Annotated in this window: 17 protein-coding genes; 12 read left to right on the forward strand and 5 right to left on the reverse strand. The window is 71.3% G+C overall.

Annotated features, from left to right (window positions below):
- The first annotated feature begins 63 nt into the window (after nucleotides 1–63).
- Together IEY91_RS15205 and IEY91_RS15210 are read left to right on the forward strand one after the other, a co-directional pair.
- A complete protein-coding gene (locus IEY91_RS15205; RefSeq protein WP_373287956.1) occupies nucleotides 64–1,557 on the forward strand; it encodes an MFS transporter in 1,494 nt (497 codons plus the stop codon).
- A 195-nt stretch (nucleotides 1,558–1,752) separates the two neighbouring features.
- Entirely contained in the window at nucleotides 1,753–2,154 is a 402-nt protein-coding gene (locus IEY91_RS15210; protein WP_164325420.1) for a peptidase inhibitor family I36 protein, read from the forward strand.
- Here the strand turns inward: IEY91_RS15210 and IEY91_RS15215 are convergent.
- A complete protein-coding gene (locus IEY91_RS15215; protein WP_189174328.1) occupies nucleotides 2,135–2,965 on the reverse strand; it encodes a potassium channel family protein in 831 nt (276 codons plus the stop codon). The two genes, IEY91_RS15210 and IEY91_RS15215, sit on opposite strands and share 20 nt — an antisense overlap.
- A gap of 115 nt (nucleotides 2,966–3,080) precedes the next feature.
- Nucleotides 3,081–5,828 carry a pyruvate dehydrogenase (acetyl-transferring), homodimeric type gene (gene aceE, locus IEY91_RS15220; RefSeq protein WP_164325424.1) on the reverse strand — a complete coding sequence of 916 codons (2,748 nt, stop codon included), beginning with the start codon at nucleotides 5,826–5,828 and terminating at the stop codon, nucleotides 3,081–3,083.
- Nucleotides 5,829–6,280: 452 nt separating this feature from the next.
- Here aceE and IEY91_RS15225 point away from each other — a divergent pair, with 452 nt between their 5' ends.
- The 6 genes from IEY91_RS15225 (at nucleotide 6,281) to IEY91_RS15250 (ending at nucleotide 11,113) form a co-directional block, all read left to right on the forward strand.
- Nucleotides 6,281–6,712: a DUF3052 domain-containing protein gene (locus IEY91_RS15225; RefSeq protein WP_164325426.1), complete on the forward strand. Its 432-nt coding sequence runs from the start codon at nucleotides 6,281–6,283 to the stop codon at nucleotides 6,710–6,712.
- A gap of 170 nt (nucleotides 6,713–6,882) precedes the next feature.
- Complete coding sequence (locus IEY91_RS15230; RefSeq protein ID WP_164325428.1) at nucleotides 6,883–7,341, forward strand: peroxiredoxin; 459 nt, start codon at nucleotides 6,883–6,885, stop codon at nucleotides 7,339–7,341.
- A gap of 164 nt (nucleotides 7,342–7,505) precedes the next feature.
- Nucleotides 7,506–8,081 carry a TerD family protein gene (locus IEY91_RS15235; protein ID WP_164325430.1) on the forward strand — a complete coding sequence of 192 codons (576 nt, stop codon included), beginning with the start codon at nucleotides 7,506–7,508 and terminating at the stop codon, nucleotides 8,079–8,081.
- Nucleotides 8,082–8,242: 161 nt separating this feature from the next.
- On the forward strand, nucleotides 8,243–8,818 hold the full coding sequence (locus IEY91_RS15240; protein ID WP_164325432.1) for a TerD family protein: 576 nt from the start codon (nucleotides 8,243–8,245) through the stop codon (nucleotides 8,816–8,818).
- A 137-nt stretch (nucleotides 8,819–8,955) separates the two neighbouring features.
- Nucleotides 8,956–10,104: a DUF475 domain-containing protein gene (locus IEY91_RS15245; protein WP_189174329.1), complete on the forward strand. Its 1,149-nt coding sequence runs from the start codon at nucleotides 8,956–8,958 to the stop codon at nucleotides 10,102–10,104.
- A 262-nt stretch (nucleotides 10,105–10,366) separates the two neighbouring features.
- Nucleotides 10,367–11,113 carry a TerD family protein gene (locus IEY91_RS15250; RefSeq protein ID WP_189174330.1) on the forward strand — a complete coding sequence of 249 codons (747 nt, stop codon included), beginning with the start codon at nucleotides 10,367–10,369 and terminating at the stop codon, nucleotides 11,111–11,113.
- Between the two features lie 46 nt (nucleotides 11,114–11,159).
- Here the strand turns inward: IEY91_RS15250 and IEY91_RS15255 are convergent, their stop codons facing one another.
- Nucleotides 11,160–12,056, reverse strand: coding sequence for a TerD family protein (locus IEY91_RS15255; RefSeq protein WP_189174331.1), 897 nt, complete (start codon nucleotides 12,054–12,056; stop codon nucleotides 11,160–11,162).
- Nucleotides 12,057–12,412: 356 nt separating this feature from the next.
- Here IEY91_RS15255 and IEY91_RS15260 point away from each other — a divergent pair, with 356 nt between their 5' ends.
- The 4 genes from IEY91_RS15260 (at nucleotide 12,413) to IEY91_RS15275 (ending at nucleotide 17,461) form a co-directional block, all read left to right on the forward strand.
- Nucleotides 12,413–13,579, forward strand: a complete 1,167-nt coding sequence (locus IEY91_RS15260; RefSeq protein ID WP_189174332.1) for an HpcH/HpaI aldolase/citrate lyase family protein — start codon at nucleotides 12,413–12,415, stop codon at nucleotides 13,577–13,579.
- 29 nt (nucleotides 13,580–13,608) lie between these two features.
- Complete coding sequence (locus IEY91_RS15265; protein ID WP_189174333.1) at nucleotides 13,609–16,158, forward strand: phosphoribosyltransferase; 2,550 nt, start codon at nucleotides 13,609–13,611, stop codon at nucleotides 16,156–16,158.
- 152 nt (nucleotides 16,159–16,310) lie between these two features.
- Nucleotides 16,311–17,051: an HAD family hydrolase gene (locus IEY91_RS15270; protein ID WP_229696997.1), complete on the forward strand. Its 741-nt coding sequence runs from the start codon at nucleotides 16,311–16,313 to the stop codon at nucleotides 17,049–17,051.
- Between the two features lie 191 nt (nucleotides 17,052–17,242).
- On the forward strand, nucleotides 17,243–17,461 hold the full coding sequence (locus IEY91_RS15275; protein ID WP_189174334.1) for an FmdB family zinc ribbon protein: 219 nt from the start codon (nucleotides 17,243–17,245) through the stop codon (nucleotides 17,459–17,461).
- A 270-nt stretch (nucleotides 17,462–17,731) separates the two neighbouring features.
- On the opposite strand, the gene IEY91_RS15280 is transcribed toward IEY91_RS15275, so the two are convergent.
- Both IEY91_RS15280 and IEY91_RS15285 read right to left on the reverse strand, forming a co-directional pair.
- Nucleotides 17,732–18,688, reverse strand: coding sequence for a sugar kinase (locus tag IEY91_RS15280; protein ID WP_189174335.1), 957 nt, complete (start codon nucleotides 18,686–18,688; stop codon nucleotides 17,732–17,734).
- Nucleotides 18,689–19,161: 473 nt separating this feature from the next.
- Nucleotides 19,162–19,785 carry a bifunctional 4-hydroxy-2-oxoglutarate aldolase/2-dehydro-3-deoxy-phosphogluconate aldolase gene (locus IEY91_RS15285; RefSeq protein ID WP_189174336.1) on the reverse strand — a complete coding sequence of 208 codons (624 nt, stop codon included), beginning with the start codon at nucleotides 19,783–19,785 and terminating at the stop codon, nucleotides 19,162–19,164.
- Between the last annotated feature and the right edge of the window lie 10 nt (nucleotides 19,786–19,795).

The raw sequence follows: 19,795 nt of genomic DNA on the forward strand, positions 1-19,795 counted from the left end.
GCCCCGGTCAAGGGACTTCGCGGTCATCCATGGCTCACGCTGTTCTCCGTCGCGATCGGCGTGATGATGGTGGCCCTGGACGGCACGATCGTCGCCGTCGCCAACCCCGCCATCACCAAGGACCTGGGCGCCTCCCTCGCGGACGTCCAATGGATCACCAACGGCTATCTCCTGGCGCTCGCCGTCGCCCTCATCACGGCGGGCAAGCTCGGTGACCGCTTCGGCCACCGGCAGACCTTCCTCATCGGCGTCGTCGGCTTCGCCCTCGCCTCCGGGGCCATCGGCCTGTCCGGCAGCGTCTCCCTGGTCATCGCCTTCCGCGTGCTCCAGGGGCTGTTCGGCGCCCTGCTGATGCCGGCTGCGCTCGGTCTGCTGCGGGCCACGTTCCCGGCCGAGAAGCTGAACATGGCCATCGGCATCTGGGGCATGGTCATCGGCGCCTCCACCGCGGGCGGCCCGATCATCGGCGGCGTCCTGGTCGAGCACGTCAGCTGGCAGTCGGTGTTCTTCATCAACGTGCCGGTCGGCGCGCTCGCGCTGGTCCTCGGCCTTCTGATCCTCCTGGACCACCGTGCCGAGAAGGCGCCGCGCTCCTTCGACATCCCCGGCATCGTGCTGCTTTCGGCCGCGATGTTCGCGCTGATCTGGGCGCTCATCAAGGCGGGCGACCCGTGGGGCTGGGACAGCGGCAAGACCTGGGGGTTCCTGGCCGCGTCCGTCGTGTGCTTCGTGCTGTTCGCCCTCTGGGAGAAGCGGGTCGCGGAGCCGCTGATCCCGCTCGGGCTCTTCCGCTCGGTGCCGCTGTCCGCGGGCACCGCCCTGATGGTCCTGATGGCCTTCGCCTTCATGGGCGGTCTGTTCTTCGTCACCTTCTATCTGCAGAACGTGCACGGCATGAGCCCGGTCGACAGCGGTCTGCACCTGCTTCCGCTGACGGCCATGATGATCGTCTCCTCGCCGCTTGCGGGTGCCCTGATCACCCGGTTCGGGCCGCGGATCCCGCTGGTGGGCGGCATGGTCTGCACGGCGGTCGCGATGTTCGGCATGACCACCATGACGACGGGGACCGGCACGCTGCCGATGTCGGTCTGGTTCGCGCTGCTCGGCCTCGGCCTCGCCCCCGTCATGGTCGGTGCCACCGAAGTCATCGTGGGCAACGCCCCGTTGGAGCTCTCCGGTGTCGCGGGCGGCCTCCAGCAGGCGGGCATGCAGGTCGGCGGCAGCCTCGGTACGGCGGTCCTCGGCGCGGTGATGTCCCACACCGTCGACTCCGACCTCAAGGGCAACTGGCAGGACGCGGGCCTGCCCGGCACCCCGCCGCCCGGCCTCGACAAGGCCGCCGCGACCGGGGCCGTGCCCGAGCAGATGGCCAAGGCCCCCGGTGTCGACCAGGGCGTCCTCGCCAAGATCACGGACGTCGTGCACGACACCTTCATGTCGGGCATGGGCGTGGCCTTCACCGTCGCGGGCGTCGTCGGCGTGATCGCGGCGGTCGTCGCGACGCTCACCAAGCGCGGGGCGAACGCGGAGGCGGGGGCGGGAGCGGCGCACATTTAGCCGCTCCCACGCGGCGGGGCGGGGCCCCTAGGGGAAAACCCGCCGCCGAATGAAGCCGTCTGAGGGAAAGCCCTCCGGGTCCGCTCGGGGGGCTTTCGCCTATCAGGGTGAGCCGTACGAAAACCCCTTCCCGCCCCGTGTCCCGCGGCGGAGAGTGGCGACAAGTGAGCTTTTGCGACACGGGGGTTGATGCACATGCGTACGACCATGCGTTCCGCCATGCCGGGCACCGCGGCCGTCCTGGCCCTGACGACGGCCGCCCTGGCCGCCGCGGTCCTGACACCCACGCACGCCGGAGCCGCCGGACCACCACGGCTCCGGGGCTGCGGCCCCGGCGAGCTCTGCCTCTGGGAGAAGGCGGACTTCAAGGGCCAGCGCCACAAGTTCGAGCTGGCCGGTACGGACATCGAGAGCTGCGTCGCGCTGCCGGAGGGGGGCAGCGCGCAGGCCCTCGCCAACCGCACCGGCCGGCCCGTCACGACGTATCAGTCGGCCGAGTGCGACGAGACAGCGGAGTTCAACACCTATCCGGGCAACGGCACTTGGGCGCCCGAGTCGCCGTACCGGGTGCGGGCGTTCAAGATCTGGGAGCGTTGACGGGGGCGCCGCCGACGGCGTCCTGACCGGACGCCTGGCGCGGCACGGCGGCGGTCACGGCCGCCCCGGACAGCGCGCTCACCTGGGCGCGCAGGGCCGTGATCTCCGCGGTGAGGGCCTCGATCGCGGCGGTCTGGCGGCGCTCCTCGGCGTCGTCCTTCTCGAAGCGGGCGATGAACCACGCCGCGATGTTGGCGGTGACGACACCGAGCAGCGCGATGCCCGACAGCATCAGGCCGACCGCGAGGACCCGGCCGAGCCCGGTCGTCGGCGCGTGGTCGCCGTAGCCCACGGTCGTCATCGTGGTGAACGACCACCACACGGCGTCGCCGAGGGTCTTGATGTTGCCGTCCGGCGACTCCCGCTCCACCGAGAGCACCGCCAGCGAACCGAACATCAACAGGCCCACCACGGCGCCCACCACATACGTCGTCAGCTTGATCTGCGACGCCATCCGGGCCCGCCGCCCCACGAGCAGCAGCGTCGACACCAGCCGCAGCAGCCGCAGCGGCTGGATCATCGGCAGCACCACGGCACACAGGTCGAGCCAGTGCGTGCGCACAAAGCGCGCACGGTGCTCGGCCAGAGCAAGCCGCACCACATAGTCCGCGGCGAACGCGCCCCAGACGAACCACTCAACGCCGGTACAGGCCCGCGTCACCGACGCGCCCGCCTCGGGCCGCACTATCGGCACCGCGTAGGCGACGGCGAACGCCACGGCGAGCGCGAGCAGCGGACGCTGGGTGCGGCGTTCCCAACGGACCTGCGCCGGCTGCCCGAGCTCTGTCGGCTGTGCCGTCTCATCCCTCATTCCCGCATCGTAAGGAAACCGTGAAGGGCGGCGGACCTCACGGGCCCGCCGCCCTTCACCGGACGGAGGTGTTATGCGCCGGCGCCAGTGTCCGTGCCAGTGTCCGCGCCGGTTGTCACGCGTCGCCCCCGGCCGCGCCCGGGTCGGCCGCCGCGACGTCCAGGAGCTGGTAGCGGTCGATCGCCTGCTTCAGGACGGAGCGGTCGACCTTGCCCTCGCGGGCCAGCTCGGTGAGCACCGCGACCACGATCGACTGCGCGTCGATGTGGAAGTACCGGCGCGCGGCACCACGCGTGTCCGCGAACCCGAAGCCGTCCGCGCCCAGCGACTGGTAGGTGCCGGGCACCCAGCGGGAGATCTGGTCGGGCACGCTCCGCATCCAGTCCGAGACGGCCACGAACGGCCCCTCGGCCCCGGAGAGCTTCCGCGTCACGTACGGCACGCGCTGCTCCTCCTCCGGGTGCAGCAGATTGTGCCGCTCGGCGTCGACGGCCTCGCGGCGCAGCTCGTTCCAGGAGGTCGCCGACCAGACGTCCGCCTTGACGTTCCACTCCGAGGCGAGAATCCGCTGCGCCTCGACGGCCCAGGGCACCGCGACGCCGGAGGCCATGATCTGCGCCGAGATGGCGCCCTGCGTACCGGCCTTGAAGCGGTGGATGCCCTTGAGGATGCCCTCGACGTCCACGTCGTCCGGCTCCGCCGGGTGCTGGATCGGCTCGTTGTAGACGGTGAGGTAGTAGAAGACGTCCTCGCCCGCCTTGCCGTCCGCCGTCTCGCCGTACATCCGGCGCAGACCGTCCTTGACGATGTGGGCGATCTCGAAGCCGAAGGCCGGGTCGTAGGCGACACAGCCCGGGTTGGTGGAGGCGAGCAACTGCGAGTGCCCGTCGGCGTGCTGGAGGCCCTCGCCGGTCAGGGTCGTGCGGCCGGCGGTCGCGCCCAGGACGAAACCGCGCGAGAGCTGGTCGGCCATCTGCCAGAACTGATCGCCGGTGCGCTGGAATCCGAACATCGAGTAGAAGACGTACACCGGGATCAGCGGTTCGCCGTGCGTGGCGTAGGCCGAGCCCGCGGCGATCAGGGACGCCGTGCAGCCGGCCTCCGAGATGCCGTCGTGCAGCATCTGCCCGGTCGGGGACTCCTTGTAGGCGAGCAGCAGATCACGGTCCACCGCCTCGTACTGCTGGCCGAGCGGGTTGTAGATCTTCGCGCTCGGGAAGAACGAGTCCATGCCGAACGTGCGGTACTCATCCGGCGCGATCAGCACGAACCGCTTGCCGATCTCCTTGTCCCGCATGAGGTCCTTGAGGAGCCGTACGAACGCCATGGTCGTGGCGATGGACTGCTGACCGGAGCCCTTCCGCACGGACGCGTACGTCTTGTCCTCGGGCAGCCGCAGCGGCTTGGCGCGCACGACGCGGGTCGGGACATAGCCGCCGAGACCCTGGCGGCGGTCGTGCATGTACTGGATCTCCTCGGAGTCGCGCCCCGGGTGGTAGTACGGCGGCGGCCCGTCCTCCAGCTGCTTGTCCGTGATCGGCAGGTGCAGCCGGTCGCGGAAGCCCTTGAGGTCGTCGACCGTCAGCTTCTTCATCTGGTGCGTGGCGTTGCGGCCCTCGAAGTTCGGGCCGAGCGTCCAGCCCTTGATCGTCTTGGCCAGGATGACCGTCGGCTGCCCCTTGTGCGCCTTGGCCGCCGAGAACGCCGCGAAGATCTTCCGGTGGTCGTGGCCGCCGCGCCCCAGGTGCAGGATCTGGTCGTCGCTCATGCCCTCGACCATCGCGCGCAGCCGCTGGTCGTCGCCGAAGAAGTGCTCGCGGATGTAGGAGCCGGTCTCGGTGGCGTACGTCTGGTACTGCCCGTCGGGCGTCGTGTTCATCCTGTTGACGAGCACGCCGTCGCGGTCCTGCGCGAGGAGCGGGTCCCAACTGCGGTCCCACACCAGCTTGATGACGTTCCATCCGGCGCCCCGGAACTGCGACTCCAGCTCCTGGATGATCTTGCCGTTGCCGCGCACCGGGCCGTCGAGGCGCTGCAGGTTGCAGTTGACGACGAAGGTGAGGTTGTCGAGCCCCTCGCGCGCGGCGATGGAGAGCTGGCCGAGCGACTCCGGCTCGTCCATCTCGCCGTCGCCGAGGAACGCCCAGACGTGCGACTTGGAGGTCTCGGCGATGCCGCGCGCCTCCATGTAGCGGTTCATCCGGGCCTGGAAGATCGCGCCGAGCGGGCCGAGGCCCATGGAGACCGTCGGGAACTCCCAGAAGTCCGGCATCAGACGCGGGTGGGGATACGACGAAAGACCGTCGGGCGCCTTGGACTTCTCCTGCCGGAAGGCGTCGAGCTGCCGCTCGGACAGCCGGTCGAGGAGGAATGCGCGGGCGTAGATGCCGGGGGAGGCGTGCCCCTGGAAGAAGATCTGGTCGCCGCCGTCGCCCTCGTCCTTGCCGCGGAAGAAGTGGTTGAACCCCACGTCGTACAGCGACGCCGAGGAGGCGAAGGTGGCGATGTGGCCGCCTACCCCGATGCCGGGGCGCTGGGCGCGGGAGACCATCACCGCGGCGTTCCAGCGGGTCGCGTTCAGGACCTTGCGCTCGATCTCCTCGTTGCCGGGGAAGAACGGCTCGTCCTTGGTGGCGATCGTGTTGACGTAGTCCGTGCTGCGCATCTCGGGCACGGCCACGCGCTTCTCGCGGGCGCGCTCGATCAGGCGGAGCATCAGATAGCGGGCCCGCTCACGGCCGCGCTCGTCGACGGCGGCGTCGAGGGAGTCGAGCCATTCCTGGGTCTCTTCTGGATCGAAATCCGGGACCTGGCTGGGAAGGCCGCCAATGATGATCGGGTTGCGATCGGATCCGGAAGCCACGCTGTTCCTTCGCTGTATGGTCGCGCGGTGCACGCGATCGGATTCGTGCTCTGGCCGGTGCTCTGCTCGTGCTCTGGCCGGGCTCTGACTGGGCTCCGCCCGGGCTCTGCTCTGGACTCTCTGGGCTCGTGCGTACGACGCTCACCATCGTCTACCCCGGCGCTGGATACGTCATCTCTACCTCCAGGTAACCGGGACGAGGGCCGCCGTCCCTGGGGTAGGCTCGGCCAAATCGCAACGATACGCCCATCCCGCCCAGCGGCTCCGTGGAGCCGCCCGGCCCTCGCGGATGGGGCGACAGTTGCGGTGACACGGTCGGGAACGTCACCGTTTCGACGGTCTTGACGGCCGGGTACTTGCGCGATCCGTCCCGCCCGTGTGGACTACGACCAATGCCCCGCGTACGCGCGGGGCTGCAATGCATTCCCAAGAACACGATCAGGAGGCAACCCGTGAGCGCGACCGCGGACCACGCGGAGACGAACCTTGCCGTACGGCTGGGTTTCCAGCCCGGCATGGTGGTCCAGGAGATCGGCTACGACGACGACGTCGACCAGGAGCTCCGCGAGGTCATCGAGCAGGCCACCGGCACAGAGCTCGTCGACGAGGAATACGACGACGTGGCTGATGCTGTGGTGCTCTGGTTCCGTGATGACGACGGCGACCTGACTGACGCACTGGTGGACTCCATCGCGTACATGGAGGAGGGCGGTTCGATCCTCCTCCTCACGCCCAAGACAGGGCGGGAAGGGTACGTCGAGCCCAGCGAGATCGGTGAGGCCTCCACCACCGCGGGTCTGTCCCAGACCAAGAGCATCAACGCGGGCAAGGACTGGAACGGCTCGAGGCTGCTCACGCCGAAGGGCGCCGCCAAGAAGCGTTAGCAGGCCGCAGGCCCTCAGCAGGTCCCCCGTGAGGCCCCCGACGGTTCGTCCGTCGGGGGCCTCACGTGCGCCGTGGCGCGCCCTTCGGCCCGGGGCGCCCCGCGAGGGCACGGGAGCCGCCCGTACGCTGGGGGCACTCCAATGGCCTATGCGAAGGGAAGTGGGTCCTCGTGGCGATCGAGGTCGGCGTCAAGGCGCCGGAATTCGAGCTGAAGGACAACCACGGGCGCACGGTGCGGCTCTCGGACTTCCGGGGGCACAAGAACGTGGTGGTGCTCTTCTACCCGTTCGCGTTCACCGGCGTGTGCACGGGCGAGCTCTGCGCCCTGCGCGACGAGCTGCCGAAGTTCGTCAACGACGACACCCAGCTCCTCGCCGTCTCGAACGACTCCATCCACACCCTGCGCGTCTTCGCCGAGCAGGAGGGCCTGGAGTATCCGCTCCTGTCGGACTTCTGGCCGCACGGCGAGACCTCGCGGGCGTACGGCGTCTTCGACGAGGACAAGGGCTGCGCGGTGCGCGGCACCTTCATCATCGACAAGGACGGCGTGGTGCGCTGGACCGTCGTCAACGGCCTGCCCGACGCGCGGGACCTGAACGACTACGTCAAGGCCCTCGAAAGCCTCTGACGCGGGTCGCCGCGCCACCCTGACGGAACCCTGACGCAACACCCTGTGATTTCTTGGGGTGCGGAGCCTGTGGCCACCGGGAACCGGTCACTAGGATCCACACGTTGATCCGATGGCAAGCACGACTGGGGCTCCCCGCCCCTGGACACCAATTGGGAGGACTCGTGGGAGTCAGCCTCAGCAAGGGCGGCAACGTATCGCTGAGCAAGGAAGCGCCGGGCCTGACCGCGGTTCTGGTCGGCCTGGGCTGGGACGTCCGGACCACCACCGGTCAGGACTTCGACCTGGACGCCAGCGCCATCCTGACGAACGCCGAGGGCAAGGTCAGCAGTGACCAGAACTTCGTGTTCTTCAACAACCTGAAGAGCCCCGACGGCTCCGTCGAGCACACCGGTGACAACACCACCGGTGAGGGCGAGGGCGACGACGAGGCGATCAAGGTCAACCTCGCCGCGGTCCCGGCCGACATCGAGAAGATCGTTTTCCCGGTCTCGATCTACGACGCCGAGAACCGCCAGCAGTCGTTCGGCCAGGTCCGCAACGCGTTCATCCGCGTCGTGAACCAGGCCGGCGGCGCCGAGATCGCGCGCTACGACCTGTCGGAGGACGCCTCCACGGAGACGGCCATGGTCTTCGGCGAGCTGTACCGCAACGGCGCGGAGTGGAAGTTCCGCGCCGTCGGCCAGGGGTATGCCTCGGGTCTGCGCGGCATCGCGCAGGACTTCGGCGTCAACGTCTGAGCCGAGCAGTAACGCAGCACCCCATCGCCTGGGTCGTCCGGCGCCGCACACGCGAGTGCGGCGCCGGACGCGCTAGGCACCGCATGGCTGCCGTGCCCCGCCCGCCGCGCCGGGGCCCGGCGGCGGCCCAACGCTCCAGCACCTCGGGGAGGACCAGCATCATGGGCGTCACGCTCGCCAAGGGAGGCAATGTCTCCCTGTCCAAGGCCGCTCCCGATCTCACCAAGGTGATGGTCGGCCTCGGCTGGGACGCTCGCTCCACCACCGGAGCCCCGTTCGACCTCGATGCCAGTGCCCTGATGTGCCAGTCCGGCCGGGTGCTCGGCGACGAGTGGTTCGTGTTCTACAACAACCTGACGAGCCCGGACGGCTCCGTCGAACACACCGGCGACAACCTGACCGGCGAGGGCGAGGGCGACGACGAGTCGCTGATCATCGACCTCTCCCAGGTCCCGGCCCACTGCGACAAGATCGTCTTCCCCGTCTCCATCCATGAGGCGGACAACCGGGGACAGACATTCGGCCAAGTCAGCAACGCGTTCATCCGCGTGGTGAACCAGGCCGACGGCCAGGAGCTCGCCCGCTACGACCTCAGTGAGGACGCCTCCACGGAGACCGCGATGATCTTCGGCGAGGTGTATCGGTACGGCGGCGAGTGGAAGTTCCGCGCCGTCGGACAGGGGTACGCGTCCGGCCTGCGGGGCATCGCTCTAGACTTCGGAGTCAATGTTTCCTAAAGGACTCTCCCCGGGATCCCCAAACGGCTGACGGCCCACCCGCCGGCCACTGGGTATTCCGGGGGCACCCCCCGGCAGACGCTTCGGAAGCCGGGGACGGCGCGGGGGAGACCCGTACACACACGATTGGGTAGCCAGTGGTACTGAAAACCTTCGGCTGGTCGTTCGCAGTCACTGCGCTCGGCTTGGTCGCAGCGGTGCTCTACGGGGGGTGGACGGGCTTCGGTGTCGTGGCGATCCTGTCCGTCCTCGAGATCTCGCTGTCCTTCGACAACGCGGTGGTCAACGCCGGAATCCTGAAGAAGATGAATGCCTTCTGGCAGAAGATCTTCCTCACCATCGGCGTGCTGATCGCTGTCTTCGGCATGCGTCTCGTCTTCCCCGTCGTGATCGTCGCTGTCAGCGCGAAAATGGGCCCGATCGAAGCGGTCAAGCTCGCGCTCAACGACAAGGACCAGTACCAGCAGTTCGTCACCGACGCGCACCCGTCGATCGCCGCCTTCGGTGGCATGTTCCTGCTGATGATCTTCCTGGACTTCATCTTCGAGGACCGGGACATCAAGTGGCTCGGCTGGCTCGAGCGCCCGCTGGCCAAGCTCGGCAAGATCGACATGCTCTCGGTCTGCATCGCGCTGATCGTGCTCCTGGTCTCCGCCATGACCGTCGCCAAGCACGCCCACCAGCACGGCGGCACCCATGCGGACAAGGCGGAGACAGTCCTGATCTCAGGCGTCGCGGGTCTCATCACCTATCTGGTGGTGGGCGGCCTCTCCGGCTACTTCGAGAACAAACTCGAGGAAGAGGAGGAGCGCGAGCACGAGGAGGAGGAAGCGGCCAAGAAGACGGGCAAGCCGGTCTCGGCGATCGCGCTCGCGGGCAAGGCCGCGTTCTTCATGTTCCTCTACCTCGAGGTCCTGGACGCGTCCTTCTCCTTCGACGGTGTCATCGGCGCCTTCGCCATCACCAACGACATCGTCCTGATGGCGCTCGGCCTCGGCATCGGCGCGATGTACGTCCGGTCGCTCACGGTCTACCTGGTCCGCCAGGGCACCCTCGACGACTACGTCTACCTGGAGCACGGCGCGCACTACGCCATCGGCGCCCTCGCCGCGATCCTGCTCATCACGATCCAGTACGAGATCCACGAGCTCATCACCGGCAGCATCGGTGTGATCCTCATCGGCGCGTCCTTCTGGTCGTCCGTCCGCCGCAACAAGGCCTTGGCGGCCGCGGAGGGCGACGACGCGGGCTCGGGCGATAAGACCGAGGTCTCGTCAGGCGTCTAGGCGCCCTCTCGTCAGGCATCCAGGCGTCCAGGCGCCCGTCGGCCACCCGGCCGAAAAACACCGCGATGGCGGCGTCCCCGACACGGGGGCGCCGCCATCGGCGTACACGGGGTGACGTACGGTGAGCCGACTTCGGGATCCGGACGTGTGGGGCCCGCTTCGGTGAGGAACGCTCTTGTGCGGGGCGGTAGTTGAGGCGTGGCCCGGGGGCCGCCCCGATGACGTACGTACAAGAGGCGGGGCATTTTTACTGGGGGGTGGCATGTCCTTCTGGGACGGTCTGCGGCCGGGGCGTTCGATGGACTTCGCATCGGGCAGCGCCGCGACCAACTCCATCGAGCTGACCAAGCGGCATCCGACGGTCTCGCTGTCCAAACAGGGCGCGGCCACCGGCAATCTGCGCGTCACGCTGACGTGGCAGATGCGGACGTCCGACCTCGTCGGCAAGAAGCGCGGGAGCGGCAGCCTGCTGCGGCACCCGCTGAAGATGTTCCAGCCGGAGCCGGTGCAGGCGCACACGCAGAGCATGGTCAATGTGGACCTGGACCTGGGCTGCATGTACGAGCTGACCGACGGCAGCAAGGGTGTCGTGCAGCCCCTCGGCCACTTCTTCGGGAGCCTCAACTCCCCGCCCTATGTGAAGGGCAGCGGGGACGACAGGTTCGGCTCGGGCTCCGGCGAGACGCTCTACGTCAACCTCGACCACCGCGAGTCGATCAAGCGGCTGCTCGTGTTCGTCTACATCTACGACCAGACGCCCGCCTTCGACCGCACCCACGCCAAGGTGACGCTCTACCCCAGCAACGGCCCGCGCGTCGAGATCGACCTGGAGGAGCGCGCCCCGCAGGCCCGCTCCTGCGCGGTCCTCACGATCGAGAACGTCAAGGACGAGCTGATCGTGCGCCGCGAGGTGCGGTACGTGTACGGCTTCCAGGCCGAGCTCGACCGGCTGTACGGCTGGGGGCTGCAGTGGGGCCGCGGCTACAAGACCAAGGTGGGCGGAAGCTGAGCCGCCCCGCTTGGCCGCCTCAGCCGAGCCGCCCCGCGCGGCCGCCTCAGCGGGGCAGGAACTGCGGCCCCTGCGGAGGCAGCCGGAAGCTCGGGTCGGGCACGGGCGCGACCGGGTGCGGGTAGCCGTAGGCCGGGACCGGGGGCTGGGTGGGCGCGGGCTGGGGGTAGCCGTAGGCGGGCTGCGGCGCGGGGTAGCGCGGCGGCTCGGGCGGGTAGCCGTACGCGGGCTGGGGCGCGGGGGCGGCGGGGTACGGGGCGGGCGGCTGGGTGTGCGCCGGGGCGGGAGCCGGTGTCGGTGCCGGGGCCTGCGCGGCGGGTGCCACCGGGCCCGTCGTGCCCAGGCGCTGCGTCTGCGGGAGCGACGCGTCGGGCGTCGGCTCGGGCACGGCGTCCGACTCGTCCACGAGGATGCCGAAGTCGCCGGCGAGGCCCTCCAGGCCGTTGGAGTACCCCTCGCCGAGGGCGCGGAACTTCCAGCCCGTGCCGCGGCGGTACAGCTCCCCGCAGATCAGCGCGGTCTCGGCGCCCGTCTCCGGGGTGATGTCGAAGTACGCGAGCGGCTCGGCGTCGGCCGCGGCGGGCGAGGCGTCGTACAGCAGGATCCGCAGCGCGCGGACGTGCTCGAACGGCACGTCGTCGGCGGAGGCGACGAGCAGCACCCGGCCGACCGCGGGATCCAGGCCCGCGAGATCGGTCTGCACGGTGTCCGTCAGGCCCTCGGCGACCCGCTTCTTGCCGAGCCGCCAGACCTTCCCGGAGGGGTGCCGCGGCTGGTTGTAGAAGACGAAGTCCTCGTCGGAGCGCACGCGGCCGTCGGTGCCGAGCAGCAGCGCCGACGCGTCGACGTCCGGGGCGCCCTGGCGCGGCGTCCAGCGCAGCACGGCGCGGACGGCGGCGGCTTCCAGCGGGACGTTCGACCCCTTCAACATCGCGTGCGTCATGCGGTCATCCTGCCTTCCTGGTCCTGGGCCGGACAACGCGGGTCCCCGGCCTGCCGCCCGCTCCCGGCCCGCCCCGTCCCCACCCGGGTGCGGCTTCCGCGCCCCGGGCGAATACTTTCGGACACGTGCCCGCCTTGTCCTTGTCCTGTCCGCGTACTGCCCGTCTTCCGGCCTATGACACCTGCCTGTGCCGGTGTGGGGCAGACGTGTGCGACATGGCCGGGTTACCTGGATTTCATGCCCGGAGGGAACCCTCGACACCCGCTCCTACGTACTATTACCGGCCACATCACTTCGGATCGCGTCGACGAAACGGGCGATACGGGCGAAATCAGGAAAATCCCTAGGGGAACCTCATGCGTCATTTCGGGCACATAGCCCCAGAGGTGCGACAGCGCCTGTTCCATCGGGAGCCGTGCGCCTTCACCGCGGACTCCCCGCCGCAGCTGCTCGCGGCCGCGCTCGGCGCCACGCTGTACAGCCCGGCCACCCGCCCGCAGCTGGCCGACGACATCCTCAAGCAGTCCGGCCGTGGCGTGATCTCGATGGTCATCTGCCTGGAGGACTCCATCGACGACGCGGAAGTCGTGGGCGCCGAGGAGAACCTGATCCGGCACTTCACGGATCTCGCCGCCCGCCCGGACATCGAGCCGCCGCTGCTCTTCATCCGCGTACGCAGCCCCGAGCAGATCCCTGACCTGGCCCGCAGGCTCGGCCCCGCGATCCGCCTGCTGTCCGGATTCGTACTGCCGAAATTCACCGAGGAGCGCGGCGTCCCCTTCCTGGAGTCGCTGACCGCCGCCGAGGCCGCCACCGGCCGGCGCCTCTTCGCGATGCCGGTCCTCGAATCACCGCAGCTGCTGTACCTGGAGAGCCGCGCGGGGACGCTCGCCGGCATCGCCCGCACCGTCGACAAGTACCGCGACCGGGTGCTCGCGCTGCGCCTCGGCGTCACCGACTTCTGCTCCGCGTACGCCCTGCGCAGACCGCCGCACATGACGGCGTACGACGTCCAGATCGTCGCGTCCGTCATCGCCGACGTGGTCAACCACCTCGGCCGGGCCGACGGCACGGGCTTCACCGTCACCGGTCCCGTCTGGGAGTACTTCCGCGTCCAGGAACGCATGTTCAAGCCGCAGCTCCGGCAGAGCCCCTTCCTCCAGGTGCGCGCCGAGGAGCTGCGCCAGGCCCTCATCGAGCACGACCTGGACGGCCTCCTTCGCGAGATAGAGCTGGACCGGGCCAACGGCCTGCTCGGCAAGACCTGCATCCACCCCTCGCACGTGCTGCCCGTGCACGCCCTGTCGGTCGTCAGCCACGAGGAGTTCAGCGACGCGCAGGACATCCTGCGCCCGGAGCGGGACGGCGGCGGCGTCATGCGCTCCGCGTACACGAACAAAATGAACGAGGTGAAGCCGCACCGCGCCTGGGCCGAGCGGACCCTGCGCCGCGCCGAGGTCTTCGGCGTCGCGCGCGAGGACGTCGGCTTCGTGGAGCTGCTCAGCGCGGGGCTGCCCGCGTGAGCGGCGCGAGGAAGCGCGGGGCCGGTCTCGTGACGGACGTAAGGAAGACGGAAGACGTGGTGTGGTCGGGTACGTGGGTCGCTGAGCGGCTCGGGGTCGAGCTGGTCGAGGGCGCGGGCGCCGGTGCGGAGGGTACCGCCGGGCCGGGGCCGCTGAAGGAGCTGCTCGGGCTCGCCCTGCGCCGCAACCCCAAGCGGGCGCATCTGCTCGTGTCGAACGTCCTCGGCAAGCATGTGCCGCAGCACCCGTCGGTGATATGGCGCTCCGGATACGACCTCGGGGTGCGTGTACGGGAGCTGCTCGGCGAGCGCGACGCGGCCCGCGCCGTCGTCCTCGGCTACGCGGAGACCGCCACCGGCCTCGGCCACAGCGTCGCCGACGGCCTCGCCCTCGCCCCCTACCTGCACTCCACCCGCCGCCCCGTCCCCGGCGTCGCCCGCGCGGGCGGCTTCGAGGAGTCCCACTCGCACGCCACGTCCCACCTGCTGCTCCCCGAGGACCCCCGCCTCCTCGCGGGCGACGGCGCGCTGGTCCTCGTCGACGACGAGTTCTCCACCGGCAACACGGTCCTGAACACCATCCGCGCCCTGCACGAGCGCTTCCCCCGCGAGCGGTACGTCATCGTCGCCCTGGTCGACATGCGCGCCCCGAGCGACCGCGACCGCCTCGACGACTTCGCGCGCGAGATCGGCGCCCGCGTCGACCTGATCGCGCTCGCCTCCGGCACCGTGCGGCTGCCCGAGGGCGTGCTTGAGAAGGGGCAGGCGCTGGTCGCCGAGCACGAGGCGGAGCCGACAGCGGCGCCGCGCGGGGAGCGGGCGCCCGTCACCCGTGTCGCCCTGGACTGGCCCGAGGGCGTGCCCGACGGCGGCCGGCACGGCTTCACGCCCGCGCACCGGGCGCGCCTGGACGCGGCGCTGCCGGGCCTGGCCGAGCGGATCGCGGCCGCGCTGCCGGACGACGCGCGCCGCGTGCTCGTGCTCGGCTTCGAGGAGCTGATGTACGCGCCGCTGGCGCTGGGCGTGGCCCTGGAGAAGCGGCTGAGCGGACGCAGGCCGGGTGCCGAGGTCCGCTACTCCACAACCACCCGCTCACCCGTCCTCGCCGTCGACGACCCGGGCTACGCCATCCGCACCCGCCTGGTCTTCCCGGCGCACGACGACCCGGCCGACGGGCCCGGCCCGCGCTACGCGTACAACGTGGCGGACGGCGGCTTCGACGCGGTCGTCGCGGTGGTGGACTCCACCGCGGACACGCCGCCGCTGCACGCGCCCGACGGCCTGCTGGCGCAGCTCGCGGCGCACACCGGGCACGTGCTGCTGACCGTGGTCCCTTCGTACGTCCCGTCGTACGCCCCTTCGTACGCCCCCCAAGATCAGGAATCCCGCATGCTGCCCGACCCCCTCCGCGGCCCCGACTTCTCCTCCTACGCGCCCGAGGACGTCGGCTGGCTGCTCCAGGACCTGTCGGACGTCACGCTCGAAGCGCCGACCGAGGAGCGCGAGGAGGCCATCCAGAGCGGTGGCGCGCACTACGCCGAGTCGCTGCCGGTCGAGTACCAGCCGAGCACGCAGTACCAGGAGCTGTTCCGGGCTGCCCTCGACACCTCCGCGGCGCGCATCGCGCAGGCCGTCGGCACGGTGACCGAGACCGTCCTCGCCGAGCGCTCGCCGCGCCCGGTCCTGGTGTCGCTGGCCCGCGCGGGCACGCCCGTCGGCGTCCTGATGCGCCGCTGGGCCCAGCACCGCCACGGCCTGGACCTGCCGCACTACGCCGTGTCCATCGTGCGCGGCCGCGGCATCGACGCCAACGCGCTGCGCTGGCTCGCCGCGCACCACGACCCGGCGGACGTCGTGTTCGTCGACGGCTGGACCGGCAAGGGCGCCATCACGCGCGAACTGGCCGCCGCGATCGAGGAGTTCGAGGAGGCGGCAGGTGCGGCGGGTGCGGCGGGTGCGGCCGGCGGGGCGCGGGGCTTCAACCCCGAGATGGCCGTGCTCGCCGACCCCGGCTCCTGCGTGCGTACGTACGGCACCCGCGAGGACTTCCTCATCCCGTCCGCGTGCCTCAACTCCACGGTCTCGGGCCTGATTTCGCGTACGGTGCTGCGCGCCGACCTGGTCGGTCCCGACGACTTCCACGGCGCGAAGTTCTACCGCGAGCTCGCGGACACCGACGTCTCCCTCGACTTCGTGGCCGCGATCGCCGCCCGCTTCGACGAGGTGGCCGAGGCGGTGGCCGCCCAGGTGAAGGAGGTCCTCGCCGCGGACCGGGCGCCGACGTGGGAGGGCTGGGCCGCGGTCGAGCGGATCAGCGAGGAGTACGGCATCCATGACGTGAACCTCGTCAAGCCCGGTGTCGGCGAGACCACGCGCGTGCTGCTGCGGCGCGTGCCCTGGAAGATCCTCGCCCGCGCGGGCGCGGGGGCCGACCTGGACCACGTCCGCCTGCTCGCGGAGCAGCGCGGGGTGCCGGTCGAGGAGGTCGCCGAACTTCCGTACACCTGCGTGGGGTTGATCCATCCCAAGTACACGCGTGGGGCGACGGGGGCGGACGGTAAGGCGGTGGCCAACGCGTGAGCGCGACACAGCGTCCCGGGGTTCCGGTTCCGGGCACCCCGGCCGCCACACGAACCGACGTCGACGCCCCGCGTCCGGAGGGCTCGCGTCTTCTCGTCGCCAGTGATCTCGACCGCACCCTGATCTACTCCGCCGCCGCGCTCGGCCTGCGCATGCCCGACGCCGAGGCGCCGCGCCTGCTCTGCGTCGAGGTGTACGAGGGCAAGCCGCTGTCGTACGTCACGGAGGCCGCCGCGGGGCTCCTCGCGGAGCTGGCCGGGCGGGCCGTGTTCGTGCCGACGACCACGCGTACCCGCGAGCAGTACCACCGCATCCATCTGCCCGGCCCCGTACCGGAGTTCGCGATCTGCGCCAACGGCGGGCACGTGCTGGTCGACGGGGTGTCGGACCCGGAGTGGCGGGCGGCCGTGGACCGCCGCCTGGCCGCCGAGTGCGCCTCCCTCGACGAGGTCCGCGCCCACCTGCTGCGCACGGCCGACCCCTCCTGGCTGCTGAAGGAGCGCGTCGCCGAGGACCTCTTCGCCTACCTGGTCGTGGAGCGCTCGCTGCTGCCCGAGGGCTGGGTCAAGGAACTCGGAGAGTGGGCCGAGGGGCGGGGCTGGACGGTCTCGCTCCAGGGCCGCAAGATCTACGCCGTGCCGCGGCCGCTCACCAAGAGCGCGGCCATGCGGGAGGTGGCGCGTCGCGCGGACACCGACGAAGTCCTCGCCGCCGGCGACTCCCTCCTCGACGCCGACCTCCTCACCGCGGCGGACCGCTCTTGGCGGCCGTCCCACGGGGAACTGGCGGACACGGGATGGACGACGCCGGGTCTGACTGTGGTGCCCGAGCAGGGGGTTGCTGCGGGGGAGAGGATTCTGCGGCACTTTGTGGCTGCGGCGACGGAGGGGTAGCCGCCTGCGCTTGGGGCGCGTGCGGGGGTGTGGGTGTGTGGTGGCTGATGCGTGGGTGTGCGGTGGCTGGTGCGCGTGCGTGGCGCCCCCCCCCGCGGCGCCGGGGCGCCGGGCAGCGCCCTCTCCCTGCGGCAACCCATGCCCACGCCCAGGGAACGACCTCGGCGCCCCCGCCCACGTACCCTGTCCCCATGCCCCGATACGAGTACCGCTGCCGCCCCTGCGGCACCACCTTCGAGCTGAGCCGCCCGATGGCGGAGTCCGCCGCCCCGGCCACCTGCCCGGCGGGCCACGAGGACACGGTGAAGCTGCTGTCGACGGTGGCCGTCGGCGGTGCGTCCGCGGCTCCGGCAAGCGCGGGTGGCGGCGGTGGCGGCGGCGGTTGCTGCGGAGGCGGCTGCTGCGGCTGACGCCGCGAGGTCGGTGGACCACCGTCGGCTGACCTTGCGACGGCGAAGCGTGCTGGGGTCGGCTGGCCTTGTAGCGGCGGGGGCGTGCTGGGGTCGGTTGGCTCTGTGGCGGCCGGAGGACATCGCTGCGGGCTGGTCCTGTGGCGGAGGAAGTGCCCTGTCGTCCGTCGGCCCTGCGACGGGCGGGCGCCGCCTTCGGCTGACGTCGCCACACGCGACGTACACCGCCGTCGGCCGGTGCCGCAGCGGGCGACGCGCCCCGCCCAGCCCCTACCGCAGCACAGCCCCGTCCCCCGCCCCCAACATCCCCAACTCGCCCCGCGTGGGCGCCCCTTCCCAGTCCCCCCGCGAGGCCACCGCGAAGGCCCCCGTGGTCACGCCCCGCTCCAGTCGCTCCGCGACTCCCGCACCGTCGAGCAGCGCGGACAGGTATCCGGCGGCGAAGGCGTCCCCGGCGCCCACGGCGTCCACGGCACGTACCGCCCGTGCGGGGCAGTGGAGTTCGCCCGACTCCGTGTACGCGGTGGCCCCGCGCGAGCCGAGCTTGACGACGACTTCGCGCACCCCGAGGTCGAGCAATGCCCGGACCTGATCGGGGAGTTCGGTGAAGGTCCCGTCGGCCGGGAGGCACAGTGGCAGCTCGTCGTCGGACGCGACCAGGACGTCGACGTACGGCACCCATGCGCGCAGGACGGCGCCCGCCTCCTCCTGACTCCACAGCCGGGAGCGGAAGTTGACGTCCAGGCAGATCTGTACGTCGAGTTCGCGCGCGAGGCGCAGGGCGCGCTCGCAGGCGGCCCGCGCCGAGGCGCCGAGCGCCGGGGTGATCCCGGTCAGATGCAGCACGCGCGGCGGCGCCCCGCCCGCGAACGCCCGCTCGACGGCGTCCACACCGAGCCGTGAACCGGCCGACCCGGCCCGGTAGTAGTGCACCCGCGTCACCTCGGGCAGCCGCGGCTCGAACAGCAGCAGCCCGGTCGGCGCCCCCGCGTCACGGCTCACGCCGGACACGTCCACGCCCTCCGCCCGCAGCGTACGCAGCACCAGCTCACCGGCCTCGTCGTCCCCGACGGCCCCCGCCCAGCGGACGGCGTGCCCGAGCCGGGCGAGCCCGATGGCCACGTTCGACTCGGCGCCCGCGACGGACACGGCCATCGTCCCGCCGAGCTTCAGCGGCCCGTCACCGCGCAGGGCGACCATGCTCTCGCCGAAGGTGAGAACGTCCACGCGCGCCGGACCGCCGGCCTCCTGGCCGGCGCCAGCCCACGTCGGGCTACAGGCTGCCGCCAAGTCACTGACCTCCACCGCAGGCATACCGACCCTTGCCGGGTCACCGGCCCTGGCCCGGCCAGGGCCACCACCCGCCGTCGGACCGCCGGTCGCAGCCGAGTCACCAACCGTCGCGTCCGGGCCAGCGGCCTCTGCCGGGCCAGCGGCCTCTGCCGGGCCAGCGGCCTCTGCCGGGCCAGCGGCCCTGACTGAGCCAGAGCCACCGCCCGCCGTCGGGCCACCGGTTTCCGCCGAGCCACCAGCCCTCGCCGCCGAGCCACCAGCCTCCGCCGCCGAGCCACCAGCTCCCCCGGGGCCACCGGCCTCCCCGGCCGGACCGCCGGTCTCCGCCGGGGCACCAGCCCCCGCCACCGGGCCACTGGCGGCCCGACCACCAGCCCCCGCAGATGAGTCCGCCCTCCCGAGGGCGCTCACCCGCATACCTCCACGAACCGCCCCGCCCGCCCCCGCAGCCCGCCCAGATCCCCGCCGTCCGCCGCGTCCCCGATCAACGGGGAGCCCACGCCCACCGCGACCGCGCCCAGCGCCAAGTACTCCGCCGCGGCCGGTGCGTCCACGCCGCCGACCGGTACGAAGGGGAGGTCGGGGAAGGGGCCGAGGAGTGCCTTGAGGTAGGTGGGGCCGCCGAGAGGCGCGGCCGGGAACAGTTTCAGGGCGGTCGCTCCCGCCGCGTCGGCCGCGATCACGTCTGTGGGGGTGAGGACGCCGGCCAGGACGGGGAGCCCGCTGCCCAGTGCCGCCTCGACGGCTGGGCCGAGCCCCGGTGTCACCACGAGGTTCGCGCCCGCCTCGGCCGCCCGCGCCGCGTCCTCCACCGTCAGGACCGTGCCCGCGCCCAGCCACGCGTCCGGCCCGAGCTCGGCCCGAGCCCGCCGCAGCACGCCCAGCGCGTCGGCGCCGCTCAGCGACACCTCGACCAGCGGTACACCGGACTCGACGAGCGTCATGACCGTACGGAACGAAGCCTCCGCGTCCGTGCCGCGCACGATGGCCACGAGGCGCCGGGCCCGCAGCTCCTGCATGAAGTCGACCATGCCCCCAGGC

This window comes from Streptomyces lasiicapitis (assembly GCF_014646335.1).
GTDB classification, from domain to species: domain Bacteria; phylum Actinomycetota; class Actinomycetes; order Streptomycetales; family Streptomycetaceae; genus Streptomyces; species Streptomyces lasiicapitis.

Coding starts and splice junctions, on each gene's coding strand:
- IEY91_RS15205 (WP_373287956.1), top strand. CDS start 64: ATGATGGTGGCCCTGGACGGCACGATCGTCGCCGTCGCCAACCCCGCC.
- IEY91_RS15210 (WP_164325420.1), top strand. CDS start 1,753: ATGCGTACGACCATGCGTTCCGCCATGCCGGGCACCGCGGCCGTCCTG.
- IEY91_RS15215 (WP_189174328.1), bottom strand. CDS start 2,965: ATGAGGGATGAGACGGCACAGCCGACAGAGCTCGGGCAGCCGGCGCAG.
- IEY91_RS15240 (WP_164325432.1), top strand. CDS start 8,243: ATGGGCGTCACGCTCGCCAAGGGAGGCAATGTCTCCCTGTCCAAGGCC.
- IEY91_RS15250 (WP_189174330.1), top strand. CDS start 10,367: ATGTCCTTCTGGGACGGTCTGCGGCCGGGGCGTTCGATGGACTTCGCA.
- IEY91_RS15255 (WP_189174331.1), bottom strand. CDS start 12,056: ATGACGCACGCGATGTTGAAGGGGTCGAACGTCCCGCTGGAAGCCGCC.
- IEY91_RS15260 (WP_189174332.1), top strand. CDS start 12,413: ATGCGTCATTTCGGGCACATAGCCCCAGAGGTGCGACAGCGCCTGTTC.
- IEY91_RS15270 (WP_229696997.1), top strand. CDS start 16,311: ATGCCCGACGCCGAGGCGCCGCGCCTGCTCTGCGTCGAGGTGTACGAG.
- IEY91_RS15275 (WP_189174334.1), top strand. CDS start 17,243: ATGCCCCGATACGAGTACCGCTGCCGCCCCTGCGGCACCACCTTCGAG.
- IEY91_RS15285 (WP_189174336.1), bottom strand. CDS start 19,785: ATGGTCGACTTCATGCAGGAGCTGCGGGCCCGGCGCCTCGTGGCCATC.